At 64.7% G+C, this 13,935-nt stretch carries 11 protein-coding genes; 1 reads left to right on the plus strand and 10 read right to left on the minus strand.

The genetic code is table 11. The features are described from left to right. Positions 1 to 48: 48 nt before the first annotated feature. The 9 genes from NTY77_10105 to NTY77_10145 all read right to left on the minus strand — a co-directional run bounded on the left by NTY77_10105 (position 49) and on the right by NTY77_10145 (position 12,501). Positions 49 to 2,493, minus strand: a complete 2,445-nt coding sequence (locus NTY77_10105) for a hypothetical protein (GenBank protein ID MCX5795835.1) — start codon at positions 2,491 to 2,493, stop codon at positions 49 to 51. Further along, positions 2,487 to 2,777 (minus strand): EF-hand domain-containing protein, encoded by a 291-nt coding sequence (locus NTY77_10110; protein ID MCX5795836.1) that lies wholly within the window; start codon positions 2,775 to 2,777, stop codon positions 2,487 to 2,489. The genes NTY77_10105 and NTY77_10110 overlap by 7 nt, the downstream gene beginning before the upstream one ends. Positions 2,778 to 2,792: 15 nt before the next feature. Continuing rightward, positions 2,793 to 3,923, minus strand: a complete 1,131-nt coding sequence (locus NTY77_10115) for a hybrid sensor histidine kinase/response regulator (protein ID MCX5795837.1) — start codon at positions 3,921 to 3,923, stop codon at positions 2,793 to 2,795. A 30-nt stretch (positions 3,924 to 3,953) separates the two neighbouring features. Beyond that, positions 3,954 to 4,361: a response regulator gene (locus NTY77_10120; GenBank protein MCX5795838.1), complete on the minus strand. Its 408-nt coding sequence runs from the start codon at positions 4,359 to 4,361 to the stop codon at positions 3,954 to 3,956. Positions 4,362 to 4,384: 23 nt separating this feature from the next. Further along, positions 4,385 to 6,265 (minus strand): ATP-binding protein, encoded by a 1,881-nt coding sequence (locus tag NTY77_10125; protein MCX5795839.1) that lies wholly within the window; start codon positions 6,263 to 6,265, stop codon positions 4,385 to 4,387. After that, positions 6,262 to 7,551, minus strand: coding sequence for an urea ABC transporter substrate-binding protein (locus NTY77_10130; protein MCX5795840.1), 1,290 nt, complete (start codon positions 7,549 to 7,551; stop codon positions 6,262 to 6,264). Before NTY77_10130 ends, NTY77_10125 begins: the two co-directional genes overlap by 4 nt. A gap of 85 nt (positions 7,552 to 7,636) precedes the next feature. Then, positions 7,637 to 8,221: a DNA-3-methyladenine glycosylase I gene (locus NTY77_10135; protein MCX5795841.1), complete on the minus strand. Its 585-nt coding sequence runs from the start codon at positions 8,219 to 8,221 to the stop codon at positions 7,637 to 7,639. 91 nt (positions 8,222 to 8,312) lie between these two features. Continuing rightward, positions 8,313 to 9,158, minus strand: a complete 846-nt coding sequence (locus tag NTY77_10140; protein ID MCX5795842.1) for a hypothetical protein — start codon at positions 9,156 to 9,158, stop codon at positions 8,313 to 8,315. A gap of 106 nt (positions 9,159 to 9,264) precedes the next feature. Beyond that, positions 9,265 to 12,501 (minus strand): ATPase, T2SS/T4P/T4SS family, encoded by a 3,237-nt coding sequence (locus tag NTY77_10145; protein ID MCX5795843.1) that lies wholly within the window; start codon positions 12,499 to 12,501, stop codon positions 9,265 to 9,267. Between the two features lie 77 nt (positions 12,502 to 12,578). Between NTY77_10145 and surE the strand changes: the two genes are divergently transcribed. Beyond that, the gene (surE, locus tag NTY77_10150) at positions 12,579 to 13,385 is read left to right on the plus strand and encodes a 5'/3'-nucleotidase SurE (GenBank protein ID MCX5795844.1); all 807 of its coding nucleotides are present in this window, start codon (positions 12,579 to 12,581) and stop codon (positions 13,383 to 13,385) included. A gap of 19 nt (positions 13,386 to 13,404) precedes the next feature. Here the strand turns inward: surE and NTY77_10155 are convergent, their stop codons facing one another. Beyond that, positions 13,405 to 13,830, minus strand: a complete 426-nt coding sequence (locus NTY77_10155; GenBank protein ID MCX5795845.1) for a hypothetical protein — start codon at positions 13,828 to 13,830, stop codon at positions 13,405 to 13,407. Positions 13,831 to 13,935: the final 105 nt, after the last annotated feature.

The raw sequence follows: 13,935 nt of genomic DNA on the forward strand, positions 1-13,935 counted from the left end.
CCCGTTCGTGGACCGCGTAGCGCTGCAGGTCGAAGATCCGGCCGCGGCTCACAGCCCGTGCTCGGTGCGCCAGATGACCTGGTCCTGCAGGGCCCGGCTCATCTCCACCCAGTAGGCGGAGAAGCCGGCCACGCGCACGACCAGGTCCCGGTAGGCCTCGGGCCGCTTCTGGGCGTCGCGCAGCATGCGCGAGTCCACCACGTTGAACTGCACGTGGAAGCCCGGGCCTTCGAAGTAGGTCTTGATGAAGGCCAGCAGGTTGCGCGAGCCGTTGTCTCCGCGCAGGGCCGAGGGATGGAATTTGAGGTTGAGCAGGCCGCCCCGGATCAAGGTATGGTCCACCTTGGAGCTGGAGCGCGCGACCGCGGTCGGGCCCTGGACGTCGGTCCCGGGGAAAGGCGAGGTGACCCCGTCGGCCAGGGGCTCGCCCGCGCGCCGGCCGTCCGGAAACGCCCCGCAGGCTTTGCCGAAGGGCACCGGCGTGGAGATGGCGAGCATGGAGGGATCGTAAGGCTCGCCCAGGTAGTTGTCCTGGCCGGGGACCCAGCGGCAGTACTCGGCGAAGAGGTCGAGGAATATGGAATCGGCCCGGTCGTCGTCGTTGCCCCACTTGGGCGCGGCCAGGGCGCGCTTGCGCAGGGCTTCGTGCCCCTTCCAGTCCGCGGCGAGAGCGGTCTTGAGCTCTCCGAGGCCGCAGGCCTTGTCCTCGAAGCAGAGCTTGCGGATGGCGGCGAAGGAGTTGGCCACGTTGACCAACCCGGAGGAGAGCGTGGTGGGGGTGCGGTTGAGCCGCGCGCCGCCGTCGTCCATGCACAGGCCTCGGCCGAGGCAGTCCTGGACGAACACGGAGCAGAAGACCAAGGGCACGGTGTCCCGGTGCGCGGCCATCGCGTAGTTCCAGTATTGCTGCCAGCGCCGCACCGAGACGCGCATCTTGTCGAGGTAGGAGTCGCGCAGGTCGGCGTAGCTCTTGGGGGAGCGGGGCGCGAAGAGGCGCGCGCCGGTCACGGGGTCCGCGCCGTCGTTGAGGGTGAGGTCGAGGAGCTTGCCGTGGTTGACGAAGCCGGCCTGCACCACCCCGTAGGACATGCCCTGCAGGACCGGCTCGGTGCAGCCGCCCATGGCCGCGTGCTTGCGCACGGTCGCGACGGGGAGCCCGCTGGTCCGGGTCTCGTGGCGGATATAGGTCTTGAGGTTGAAGAATGCGGGGTAGCCGACGCCGGTCTTGACGCATGCGGCGGCTTTGAGCAGGAAGCGCTCGGAGAGGGAGTCGTCGTGCCACACCGAGAGCGTGGGCTGGGTCATCTGCATGCGGATCTGGGCGTCCAGGATGGCCAAGGACAGCTCATTGTCGGCCGGCTTGCCGTCCGCGTCCAGGCCGCCCAGGATGAGGTTCTGGTAGAGGTTGCCGTGGCCCAGGCCCTGCCAGCTGAGGCTGGCGAGGTATTCGATCTGGGTCATCTTGACGAAGAGCTCCTCGAAGAGCTCCACGGCTTGGGCGTAGCCGGCGCCTCGGTAATACGGCAAAAGGGTCTGGTCCAGGCGGCCCGGAGAATAGCCCAGGTGCGAGCCTTCCAGATGGCCCAGGAGATAGGTGAACCAGAAGGACTGCACCGCCTCCTGGAGATCGCGCGGCGGCAGGGCCGGGACGCGGCGGCAAGTCTCGGCCAGCCGCCCCAGCCCCAGCCGGGCCGCCTCGTCGGCGTAGTGGCCCGCGAAGGCCAGAGCCCCTTGAAGGACCCGCTTGGAGGCGCGCCAGAACTGCAATTTCCCGGTCTCCTGCATGCGGCCGGGCCGCCAGGAGCTCAGGCGTTCATCGATCTCCTCGATCGTCCTGAGGTAGCCTTTGGCCAGCGCAGTCTCGAAATCGAGGATCAGGCGGCCTTCAGGGCAGGGCTCGTGGGGGGCCGTGTAGAGGCCGACCGCCCAGCCTTGCTCGATGAAGCCCGCGTCCGGGAAATGGGCCTTCCAGAGCCTCTCTCCCGCGGACATGAAGTCCTTGTGCTCCCAATACGAGCAGGACTCGCGCAGGGACTCGTAGTCTTCCGGCGAGATGAGGAACTTGCCCGAGAAGACCCGGCAGCCTTCCTTCTCGGCCTGGGCCAGAGCCCCGGCTATGCCTCCGCCCTGGCCCTGATCGACGTGCTTCTGCTGGGCGTCCTGTTCCTGGCGGCGCATCTCTTTGAGGAAGGGACCAGCCGCGTAGTTGGCGTAGGGGATGGCGCCGCGGATGAAGCGGGTCTTGTTGGCCGCGATCTCGTCCTGCGCATGGATGACCGGGGTCAGCCGCTCCAGGGCATAGGCGTGGTCTTCGGCCCGGCGCTCCAGGACCGGCAGGCCGTCGGTCCGGCGGTGCGACTCGGTGAGCAGGCGGATGTATTCGACGTCCACGCGCAAAGGCGCTTCGAGATAGCGCTTCTTGAGCAGCGCGGTGCGCGGGGTGGAGGGGCTGGCCGCGACCTCCCTGGGGCAGTATCCGGTCTCCGCTACCATTTGTAGACCACGCCGACGGGCTTGAATTCATCCCGCGTCAGGTAGCCGTTGCCGTCCTTGTCCAACTGCTTGAAGATCCTGCGCGCCTCGTCCTTGTCCAGGGGAAGCTTCGAGAACTCCTCGACGCTGAGCTTCTCGTCCTTGTTCGTGTCCAAGGCGTCGAAAGCGAACTTGGGATCGACGGGCGATTCGCGCGCGGGCGTCGAGCGGCAGGCGCCGAAGGCGCCGAGCAGCGTCATCCCCCAGACCGTCAGAAGCAGATTTCCGGTTTTAAACCAGTTCATGGGCAGCTCCCTTTCCTACTGAGCCGTCGCTGCGGCTTGTCCCTTCGTCGCCGCGGCTTTGGGGATCGTGAAGATGAAGCGCGCCCCTTTGCCGGGCGTGCTTTCCGCACAGATTGTTCCCTGATGCGCCTCCAGGATCTCCCTGCAGATGGAGAGGCCTAGGCCCGTTCCCTTCGCGGCATGCGCTTTCCCCGGCTGGCTGAATTTCTGGAAAAGCCTCGGTATATCTTCCGGCGCGACGCCCGGACCGGTATCCGCCACGCTGCAGCGGATGAGATCCTGGTCTTCCTCCGCCCGGATCTCGATCTGTCCTGTCCTGGTGAATTTCAGCGCGTTATGGATGAGGTTCGTGAGAACCCTCGCGATCTGATCGCGGTCGGCGAATATTTCGACGTCATGATCAGGCGCGATCGCCTTGAAGGCCAGGCCCTTGCTCTCGATCTCCCGGCGGAAGAATTGTCCGATCTCCTGGACCAGGGAATTCAAGCTGAAATTCGCGCGTCGGAAAGAATATTTTTGTTTTTCCATTTTCGCCAGATCCAATAGATCCTCGGTGGTTCTGACGAGCCGGCGGATGGCGTTAAGGGTGATTTGGAGGATCTCTTTCTGCTCTGCGGCGTCCACGACCATGCCCTCGTGGAGCATCCAGATGGAGGTCTGCAGGGTGGTCAGCGGATTCTTCAACTCGTGGCTGACCACATGGACGAAATGATCCCGCATCAGCAGGAGTTTTTTTCTTTCCATGGCGTAATTCAAGGCTCGCAGCAGGGAGCGTTGATCCACCTGCCCTTTGATCAGATAGTCTTGGGCGCCTTGGTGGATGGCTTCCATGGCGTGTTGTTCATCCAGGATGCTGCCGGTCAGCAATACGATCGGGGCATCGGGCTTTTGTTCGGACAAAGCGTTGAAAACCTCCAATCCGGACGCGTCCGGGAGGTGCAAGTCGCTCAGGATGACGTCGTAAGTCTCCGTTCTTAGGAATTCGAGTCCTGCAGCCATGGTGCCGGCGTGGGTCAGGCGGAATGTCGGTGAATCCCGGAGCGCGCGCTCCACCCATTTCGCGTCCACCTCGTCGTCTTCGATGAGCAATATCTTCACCTGGCTTTGGCTTGGGGGATTCTTTTTAGGCTCGGAATTCGGCTGCATGATAGGCTCCTGGCGTCTGGTCCCTCTATTCTAATACGGTAATTCGCTCGTCTTCCAATAGATCGAGATCGTCCTCATGACCGAGATGTAGAGCTTGGGGTCCACGGGTTTGACCATGAAGCCGGCGATCCCCAGGTCGAACGCGCGGGCCCGGTCCGTTTCCTCCCGCGAGGTCGTGAGGGCGACGACCGGGACTTTTCTCAAGTCCAGGTCGCCTTTCACCTTGGCCAGGAATTCCAGGCCGTCCATCACGGGCATCCTGAGATCCAGAAGGACCAGTCCGGGCTTGGGATGGGTCTTAAGCCACTGCAGGGCTTCCTCGCCGTTGCGGCAGGTGGCGACCGGGTTCTTCACATTGAGCTCTTTGATGGCGCGGCTGACCGCCATGACGTCCACCTCGTCGTCGTCCACAAGCAGGATCGTTTGATTCTCAATCATGGCTTTCTCCTTTTGCGTTGCGCTCATTTCGGAAGCGTGAAGAAAAACCTGCTTCCGACCCCCACCTTTGATTCCACCCAGACCTTCCCATGATGGAACGTCACCGCTTTCTGCACCAGCGCCAGGCCGATGCCCGTGCTGTCCGTCTTGCCGGGCGGGGCCACGGTGTTGAATATTTTGAATATTTTATCGAAATATCTCTCCGCGATGCCCGGGCCGTCGTCTTCCACGCAAAACTGCCAATGGCTGTTCTTGTCCTCGCCGCTGATCTTGATCTCGCCCGTTTCCTTGCCCATATGCTTGACGGCGTTGTCCAGGAGGTTTTGAAAGACCTGCCTGACGCGGGTCGGGGAGCAGCTGACCTGCGGGAGGGGCTCTCCCCGGATGATGCGGATGGACGCGGGCGGATCCAGGGCTGAGAGGACCTCGTCCACCAGGAGGTTCAGGTCCGTCAGGGCGTATTCCTCCTGCAGCCTGTGGAGCCGGGAATACTGCAAGATCCCATTGATCAGATTATCCATCCTGACCGCGCGCTGCCTTATCAGCTGCAATTGATGCCTGCCCTCATCGTCCAATCTGTCCGCATAGTCGGTCTCGATCCATGTGGAGAGGGAGGAGATGCCGCGCAAAGGCGCTTTCAAGTCATGGGAGACGACATAGGCGAAATCCTCAAGCCCCTGATTGGACGCTTCCAGATCGGCTTTTAGGATCTCCAGAGCCTTCCTGGAGGCCGTTTGGGTCTTCAGGTTCTCCGTCATCCGGTCGAAAGCCCGGGACAGGTCGCCGATCTCATTGTCCAATGGGAGCCCCACTTTGAAATCAAGATCACCGCGGCCGATGATTTCGCTCCCTTTTTGGAGGGCCATTATGGGCTCGGTGACCATCCGGGACACGGCCGCCGCGATCCAGGCCACGCCCAAGGCCATGAGCGCGCAGAAAAGCCATGTGATCCGTCTCAAACGCCGGACCGGAGCGAAAATGTCCTCGACATCCGCCTTGACGACCATGCCCCAGCGCAACTGCGGGATATACAGCCAGCGGGCAAAGACGGCTTTTCCGCGGTAATCCCTCGCGACCCCGGCGCCCGTTTGCCCGTTGATGGCCCTCTGCGCCGGGACGGCGTCAAGAGAGCCGATCCGCACCCGCAAGGTCTGCGCGGCATCCGGCCGCAGGCGCAGCGGAGTGGTGGAAACGACCTCGTCTCCGGCTTGTTTGACGAAGAAGAACTCGCCGGTGCCGGGAAGTCCGGCATAATTCCGGGCGAGCTGATACAGGGTTTCCGGCTTGATCCGGACCGCCAGGACGCCGAAGAGCTTCTCCTTGCCAAAGACCGGAGCGGCGACGAACAAGGCGGGACCTTGGGCGGGCGGGTAGAAGTCGAAATCCGAGATCACCGGGCTCAGATGCGCATGCACGGAGCCGACCGCATCGGCCAGGATGGTGTTTTTGAGGGCCGGGCCGCGGATCGCTTCTCCCAAATCAGCGCCGCGGCGCATGGAAAAGAAAACGGTTCCCTGGGCTGAGATCAAAAGCATGTCATCCAAGGATTCATGGATGTTGAAGTATTTTTGAAAAACTCCTCTGTATTGCGATTCCAGGGCCGCGTATTCTTTGCCGCGGATGCCGGCTTTCTCAAAAGGCGCGCTGAGCTTCTCAAACGCCGTCAGGGTCACGGGATCGGAGCCTCGTTCAGCGACGAAGTCCATGAGGGAGTCCGTCGTTGTATTCACCAGCGTCTGCCTGGAGTCGCTTATGGCGAGGAGCTTGTTCTGGATGTGCTCCTGCAGGGATCGGGAAAAGAAATGATCGGTGATGAGGGTCAGGCCCAGGAGGGGCGCCAGCGCGGCCAGGAAAAAACGCCAGAATATGCTTACGAACAGGCTCGATCTCCTGAAAAAACTCATGCTCCGTTTCCAGGGGCGGCGGCCCAATGGCCGTTCCATCTTCGATAGAGCCGGTCGAGCAAGCCTTCCCAATAGGCCTTATCACGGAAATCAGGGTAGGGAACCGGGATGACGGAGCCTTTTGAAGTCCAGAGGACATCGAAAGCCCCCGCGTCATTGAGCCTGCCGATACGGGTGGTCTTGCGCGCGTGAAGATTGTCGTCGATGCTGATGACGCCCTCGGGGGCAGGCATGGTGATGAGCTTCAAGTGGCCCAGCAGCTCTTGAACATCATCGGCATTCCCGGATTCGTTGACGGCCTGGCTCCACAGCCGGACTCCGATGTAAGCGGCCTCCATGGGATCCGTGACCCTGCGATTTTTTCCATATTCTTTCTTGAATTTATCAATAAAGTCTGCATTAAGCGGAGTGTCGATGCTTTCAAAATAGTTCCAGCAGGCGTAAGTGCCCGCCAGATGCTGCTTGATGAAGTGAGCGGCTTCTTGGGGACGAGCGGCCTGGAAGTGTTCCTGAATGGAGCTGATCCCATTCTCATCCAGGCTCAGGGAGAATATCGCGATCTTCGATGAGGGGAGTTCGGCATCGTGCAAAGCCTCAAAAAGGGAAATATTGCTGTCGCCGTTGACGGTGTTTAAAACAACGTCCGGCTTCGCCTTTTTGATCGCTTCCGCTATCCCCGCGAAATCCGTCCCGCCCAGCAGGACATAATCCTCGCCGACGACTTGGCCCCCGATGTAGCGCAGCACGTCTTTGGCGATGGCGTTGGCCATTCTGGGAAAAACATAATCCGAGCCGACCAGGAAGAATCTCTTGCCCAAATGCTCCCGGGCCCAGACCAAAGCCGGAATAAGCTGCTGATTGGGCGCCGCCCCCAGGTAGACGATGTTCGGGGATTGCTCCAGCCCTTCGCTCTGGACGGGATATAAGAGGAGGGAATGGTATTTCTCCACGATCGGCTTGACCGCCTTGCGGCTGGCCGAGGTCCAGCAGCCGAAAATGACCGCGACATGCTCCTGCGTGATCAGCCGCTCGGCTTCTCTTTGAAAAACATCGGGGTCGGATCGGCCGTCCGCAACGACCGGCTCGAGCTTCCGGCCCAGCACCCCGCCGCTTTTGTTGACCTCATCGACGGCCAAGAGGACGGCATCGGCCACGGGCTTCTCGCTGGCGGCCATCGTGCCGGAGAGGGAATGGAGGATGCCGACCTTGATGGGAGGATGGAATGCGGCCTTGCACGCGAGCTGGGCCCCCGCGGCCGCGATCAACAGCAACGTCTTAAACGTCATACGCACCATCGTATCATAACGAGGAGCCGTCATCCCATTCTGAGGCCGTACGCGCATGCCAACGAGGTTCGAGCTGCTTCCTGATCTACGATCCAAGCCGCGCGGCGAGCCGGGGCACGGCTCGGTGGCGGAAGCAGCCCACCAGGTGGTCGTTGACCATGCCCACCGCCTGCATGTGTGAGTAGATCACGGTCGAGCCCACGAAGCTCATACCCCGCGCCTTGAGGTCCTTGCTGAAGGCATCGGAGATCCTGGAATTGGCGGGCAGCTGGGAGAGCCTCTTCCAGCGGTTCTGGATCGGGCGGCCGCCCACGAAGCGCCATTGATAGGCGCTGAAGCTGCCGAACTCCTTCTGGATGTCGAGGAAGACCCGCGCGTTGCGGATCGCGGCCCGGACCTTCAGCCGGTTGCGTATGATGCCGGTGTCCCGCAGGAGCCGCGCCGCGTCCCTCTCGTCGAACCGTGCCACCTTTTCCGGGTCGAAGCCCGCGAAGGCCTTGCGGTAGCCCTCGCGGCGGCGCAGGATGGTCAGCCAGGAGAGCCCCGCCTGCGCCCCTTCCAGAATCAAGAACTCGAAGAGCTTGCGGTCGTCCGTGACCGGGACGCCCCATTCCTCGTCGTGGTAGGCCAGGTAGTCGGCGTGGCCTTCGCCCCAGCCGCAGCGCTTCATCCGGACCTCTTCCCCTTTATGCTCATAAAGCCCATCCATTCTAGCTGTTTATCCGGATGTCGGGCAGGGCCGCAAGGCCTAGCGCCCAGCCCTATTCCTTCGCCCGTCGTCCCCAATGCTCCCAGCGCTGGTCGAACCCGTAGGAAGTCAGCGTCACCCCAGTCATCCCGGCGGAGCTCTGGTCGCCCGGAGCGCGCCGGGCCAGGAACAAGGTGCAGTCCCGGGCCATCTGTCCGAGATCCTTGGCGCTTGGCTTCCAGATCTCCAGTGTGGCGCTCTCCTGCCCCGGCGTCCGGGACAGGTCGAGGACCCGGATGGCGTTGGCGGGCTTGATGGATACCCATTCCTCCCCCGGCTTGCGCATGTACTCCGGCCACCTCGGGCAGACGAAGTACGTGTCCACGCGGTCTCCCGGCTCCAGGAAGCGCAGTTGGCTCTCGGCGACCCGGAAGCTCATCGCGGCATGGGCTTCGCGAGGGGCGATAGGGGCCGGACCGTGCTTCTCCGGCGCGGTCACCCACTCGGTCATGATAGGCACGTCTCCCGCGGTCCGGTAGGGCGGGGTCCCGGTCGCGGAGGGAGCCAGGCGCGCGGCCGCGCAGCGCTTGAGCAGCAGCGCCGTGTAGAGCGCGTCGTACGAGTACGGGAACAGCAGCTCCGCCACCGCCGCGCCTCCGCTCCGGGAGACGGTCCCCAGGGGCACTCCTCGCAGCGGAGTGACGGGCTCCTGCCGCGCCGGATCGGTCCCGACGGCCGGGCAGAGGGCCGTGACGTCGGCCCGTCCGGCCCGGTCGAGCGCGTCGGCGTCGGCCGCCGGCACCGCGACCGCCAGCCCCAGATACCCGGGGCGCAGGGTCCGCTCCTGCGGCGTCCCGCCGTAGGCGAGGGCGCAGATCCCCAATGACAGCACTCCGGCCAGCCGCTGGAAGTTCTTCATGGCAGATAGACCTCCATCATTGGATACGGGGGAGCGTCGTTCCCATTACACCGGCCGCGGCGCTTTGTATTAGCAGGCCGCGCGGAGCGAGGAGGGGTTGTTTCTCCTACGACTTCTCGGCCAGCGCGCGGCGGACGCTCAGCAGCAGCGTTTCCTTGGCGACCGGCTTGCGCAGATAACCGGCAGCCCCCAGCCGCAAGGCTTGGGATTGCAGCTCCGGGCTGGCTTGAGCGGTCAGGAAGATGACCGGCGTGTCGATGCCCTTGAGACTCTTGATCTCGAGGAGCTTCAGGCCGTCGAGGTTGGGCATGTTGATGTCGGAAAGGATCAGGTCGAAGCGCCTGACGGCGAGCTGCATGAGCGCGTCGGCCCCGTCTCCGGCCGGCGTGACGCGGTGACCGCCGTTGGCGAGGACGCGCTGGACCCAGGCGAGGGTGGCCGGATCGTCCTCGACTACCAGGATCTCCGATTCCGGTTGGGCCTGGGCGGCCGGCGTCTCTGATTCCGGACCCTCATGAGGCTGCTCGGCATCTTCCATGAGGACCTGCCGGACCACATCCTTGACCGCGAAGAGGCCGGCGCGGACCTTGGTCATGGCGTGGTCGCTGATGAGGTAGTCGCCGCGCTGCCGGGCGAAGTCCCGGATCTTGGTGACGGGCGCCCCTTGGCGGACCATCTCGGAGATCTCCGGGTAGAAGGCGACGATCTCATAGACGCCTTCCCGCCCCAGATAGCCGGTCTGGGCGCACCGGGGGCAGCCCTTGGGGTGCGCCACCCGCTCCGGGATATCCTTGGTGAAGGCGGCCAGCATCTCGATCTCCTCCGGGGAGGGCGGGGACAGCTCCTTGCAGTGCGGGCAGACGAGCTTGATGAGCTTCTGGGCGATCACGGCCAGGATGCTGTCGGCCATGGAACCCCGGCTTATGCCCAGGCGTTCCAGACGGAAGATGGCCTTGGTGGCGCTGGTGGTGTGCACCGAGCTCAGGGTCAGGTGCCCCGTGCTGGAGAAATCGATCGCCATCTTGGCGGAGAAGGCGTCGCGGACCTCGCCCAGGAAGAGGATGTCCGGGTCCTGGCGCACCGAGGATTTCAGCAGGGCCTCGAAGTCCAGTCCGGCCTTCTCGTCGACCTGCTGCTGGTTGGCCGCGGGGATGCGGTACTCCACCGGGTCCTCGACGGAGATGAGGCTGCGCGTCAGGCAATCGATGTGCTGCAGGAGGCTGTAGATCGTGGTGGTCTTGCCCGAGCCGGTGGTGCCGGCGACGAGGAGCAGCCCGTGCTGGCGCCGGGCGAACTCCAGCATGTGCGCGACCTGGGTCGCCGCCATGCCCAGCTCCTCCAAGGACTTGGGCTTGGCCCAGGGCTCCAGCAGCCGCATGACCACGCTTTCTCCCTGGGGAGTGGAGGTGGTGGCCAGGCGCACGATGAAGGAGCGGCCGGCGATGGTGGTCTGCAGGGTCCCGTCCTGGGGCTTGCGCCGTTCGGCGACGTCCATCCTCCCCAGGGCCTTGAGCCGGCTGACCAGCATCTGCCCCGAGTCGCGGCTGAGGGCGTAGACCTCCCGGAGGTCCCCGTCGACGCGGAAGCGCACCAGCGTGCTCGACTCCTTGGGCTCGATGTGGATGTCGCTGGCCCGGTCCGCTACCGCGCTCTCTAGGATGTTGTGGGCCATGTCGCTGACGGAGACCTTGTTGCTGTCCGTGCGCAGGAGCTCCGTCACGGCCTCGCGGTCCGGCTGCTTGAGCAGCCGCAGGATGTTCGCCGGGTCGGTCACCAAGGGCCGGCGCGGGTCACCCAGTTCGGGATAGCGCTTGAGGATGTCGAAGAGCTCGGCCTGCAGGGGATTGCTCACCACGAAGGCGTTGCGCCCCGGTTCCTTCTCGATGACTATGACCTGATGTTCGCGGCAGAAGGGGAGCGGCAGGGCGCCGAGCTGGACGGAATTGGGATTGATATGCGGAAGATGCTCCAAGGACAGGAACTCCGAGGCCAGGCGCGCCATCTGCGCGGCGCTCAGGCCCAGTTCCGCGGCCAGAGCGTAGATGTCGCGGGACGCGCCCTGAGCGACGCGGTCCCGGGCTTCGGCCGGGGCCCCGCTCTGCCGGCAGACGAAGGCGAGGAAGCGCTTGAAGTCGTCGCCGCGGCGGGCCGGGAAAGAGACGGTTTCCCGGCGCAGGCGTTGCCAGCGGCTGCCGGTGGCGAGGTGCTTGCGCACGGCAGCCAGCAGGGTCTCCCGCCCCACGGGCTTGGCGATGTGCTCGACGGCTCCGGCCGCGAGGGCGGCGGCGCGGTCTTTCTCCTGGTCCAAGGCCGTCAGGAAGATGACCGGGACCACGGCGAGCTCCCGGTCGGCCTGCAGTTTGGCGCACATGCCGTAGCCGTCGAGGCCGGGCATCATGACGTCGCTGAGGATCAGGTCCGGCTTGAGGATCTTCGCTTGCGCCAGGCCCGCCTGCCCGTCGCCCGCGACGAGCACCTTGAAGCCGGAGTGAGCCAGCCAACTGTCGATGAGCAGCAGGAGGCTGGGGTCGTCTTCGACGACCAGGATGACCTGCGCCCGGCCGTCGTCCTTTCCGGCAGCGGAGCCCGTCTGACCGTCAGGGACGGCGGGTCCTGGGCCGCCGGCGGGGACGGGGACGCGGTCCAGGCATTCGGCCCATCGCCGGAGGAGCGCCGCGATGCCTGGCGCGTCCTGATCCTTGGCCGCCTGCTCCAGGTCGCGGCCGATGCGGCTGATCGCCGCGAATCCGTAACTGGCGCCGGCCCCGATCAGGCGGTGTCCGCAGTCCGCCAGCTTGGCATGATCGGCGCGGCTCAGCGCCGCCGTCATGGATTCGATATCCCGGCGCTGCAGGGAGATGAACGCCGGCAGCAAGTCCGCCAATCCGGGGTCGAGGGAGGCGGGGCCGCCCGGGCTGCCGGCGTCCGCGGCCAGGGGAGGGCGGGCTTCGCCTGCGCTGGAGACCGCGGCCAGCAGCTGCTTCTTGCTGAAGGGCTTGCGCAGAAAGGCGGTGCACCCGGCCGCCAGGCAGCGCTGGGCTTCATCAGCCGCGGTCCCGGCGGTCAGGCCGATGATGGGCAGGGGCCGGGCGGCGCCGCGCTCCTTCTCCCGTTGACGGATCTGGGCCACCGCGGCGGGACCGTCCAGCACGGGCATACGCATGTCCATGAGGACCAAGTCGTATTGTCCGGAGGAGAAACGCGCGACGGCATCGCCGCCGTCCGCCGCCACGTCGATCTGATGCCCGGCCCGAGCCAGGCAGTCTCGCATCAGGAGGGCGATGGAAGGGTCGTCCTCCGCGACGAGGACGCGCAGAGGGGGCCGCGCTGGGGAGGCTTCCACCGAGACATTCTATTATATTGGCATGTCATCGGCATCGGCTGGTCCACGGGCAACGTCTCCAAAAACTATAATATCCCATGGCCGCGCCGAAGATCCTCGTGTGCAACGACGACGGCATCGGCTCCCCCGGACTGCGCGCCGCGGCCGAGGCGGTCCTGGGCCTGGGGGAGGTCGTGGTGGTCGGGCCCCAGCGCCAGCAGACGGCGTCCGGACGCAGCCTGACCGCGCACCCGGACGCCGTGCTCGAGCCCGTGGACTTCCGGGTCGACGGCCGCCCCCTGGAGGCTTATCAAGCGGACTGCGCGCCGGCGCGCCTGGTCCAGCATGCCGTTCGGGCCCTGTTCCCAGTGGGCCTGCCGGCTTTGGTGGTCTCCGGCATCAACTACGGCGAGAACGTCGGCACCACCATCACTTCCTCGGGCACGGTCGGAGCGGCCCTGCAGGCGGCCAGCTACGGCGTGCCCGCGCTGGCCGTGTCCCGCCAGACCGGCGTCGAGCACCACTTCGCCTACGGCGAACTCGACTGGGCCGCGGCCCGGCATTTCACCCGCCTCTTCGCGGAGAAGCTCCTGGCCGGCCGGCTCGGGCCGGACGTAGACGTGCTCAACGTCAACGTCCCGGCCGGCGCCGGCCCGGACACGCCCTGGCGCGTGACCAAGGTCTCGCGCCAGCCCTACTTCGTGTTCGAGTTCGACGAGATGTCCTCCCGCACCCCCATGATCGACGGCAAGGTGCGCATCACCGTGGACCTCGAAGCCTTGGAGGAGGGCTCGGATATCCATGCCGTGGCGCGGCAAGGGGTGGTATCCGTGACGCCCTTGAGCCTGGACCTGACCTCGCGCACCGACCTGCAGGAGCTCGGACGGAGGCTCGCGGGGGACTAAGACGCCGCGGCCGGTGGCGCTATTTCATATCCGCCTTGAAGTCCTCGAAGGCCTTCTTGAGATCGCTCACCGCGTCGTCGACCCCGGCCTTGAACTTGTCCCACTCCTTCTCTGAGGCGGCCTTCACCTTGTCGAACTTCTTCCCGGCGGCCTTCCTCTTCTGCTTCAGCGCCTTGACTTGGGCCTTGGCCTTCTTCCTGCCTTCCTGGCTCAGGGCCGACATCTTCTTGCCGAGCTGATCGATCTTGGCGTCCAGTTCGTCCAGTTCCGCCTTGGTCCGCTTCTCGTAGTCCGCTTTTTTCTCGCCGACATACGTCTTCACGTCATTGGCCGTCTGCTTGACGTCGTCTTTCGCTTTCTGGCCGGACGTGGGCTGCGCTCCGAGCCACGCGGCGTTCGCCGCGACGACGCAGGCCAGACCCAGGATCACTGCATTCCGCTTCATTTTCATATGCCTCCTTTCTTGACACAATACTCTTCTTGCGCATTGGGCCGCAATGCGGAATTATACGGGCGGCTATGGGGTAATTCCCTCCTCGGTGTGGCCCGC

Source organism: Elusimicrobiota bacterium (assembly GCA_026388095.1).
Lineage (GTDB): Bacteria > Elusimicrobiota > Elusimicrobia > UBA1565 > UBA9628 > UBA9628.

What these genes read in the sequence shown, in the direction of transcription:
- NTY77_10105 (MCX5795835.1), bottom strand. Translation starts at nt 2,493, where the DNA reads ATGGTAGCGGAGACCGGATACTGCCCCAGGGAGGTCGCGGCCAGCCCC.
- NTY77_10110 (MCX5795836.1), bottom strand. Translation starts at nt 2,777, where the DNA reads ATGAACTGGTTTAAAACCGGAAATCTGCTTCTGACGGTCTGGGGGATG.
- NTY77_10115 (MCX5795837.1), bottom strand. Translation starts at nt 3,923, where the DNA reads ATGCAGCCGAATTCCGAGCCTAAAAAGAATCCCCCAAGCCAAAGCCAG.
- NTY77_10120 (MCX5795838.1), bottom strand. Translation starts at nt 4,361, where the DNA reads ATGATTGAGAATCAAACGATCCTGCTTGTGGACGACGACGAGGTGGAC.
- NTY77_10125 (MCX5795839.1), bottom strand. Translation starts at nt 6,265, where the DNA reads ATGAGTTTTTTCAGGAGATCGAGCCTGTTCGTAAGCATATTCTGGCGT.
- NTY77_10130 (MCX5795840.1), bottom strand. Translation starts at nt 7,551, where the DNA reads ATGACGTTTAAGACGTTGCTGTTGATCGCGGCCGCGGGGGCCCAGCTC.
- NTY77_10135 (MCX5795841.1), bottom strand. Translation starts at nt 8,221, where the DNA reads ATGAAGCGCTGCGGCTGGGGCGAAGGCCACGCCGACTACCTGGCCTAC.
- NTY77_10140 (MCX5795842.1), bottom strand. Translation starts at nt 9,158, where the DNA reads ATGAAGAACTTCCAGCGGCTGGCCGGAGTGCTGTCATTGGGGATCTGC.
- surE (MCX5795844.1), top strand. Translation starts at nt 12,579, where the DNA reads ATGGCCGCGCCGAAGATCCTCGTGTGCAACGACGACGGCATCGGCTCC.
- NTY77_10155 (MCX5795845.1), bottom strand. Translation starts at nt 13,830, where the DNA reads ATGAAGCGGAATGCAGTGATCCTGGGTCTGGCCTGCGTCGTCGCGGCG.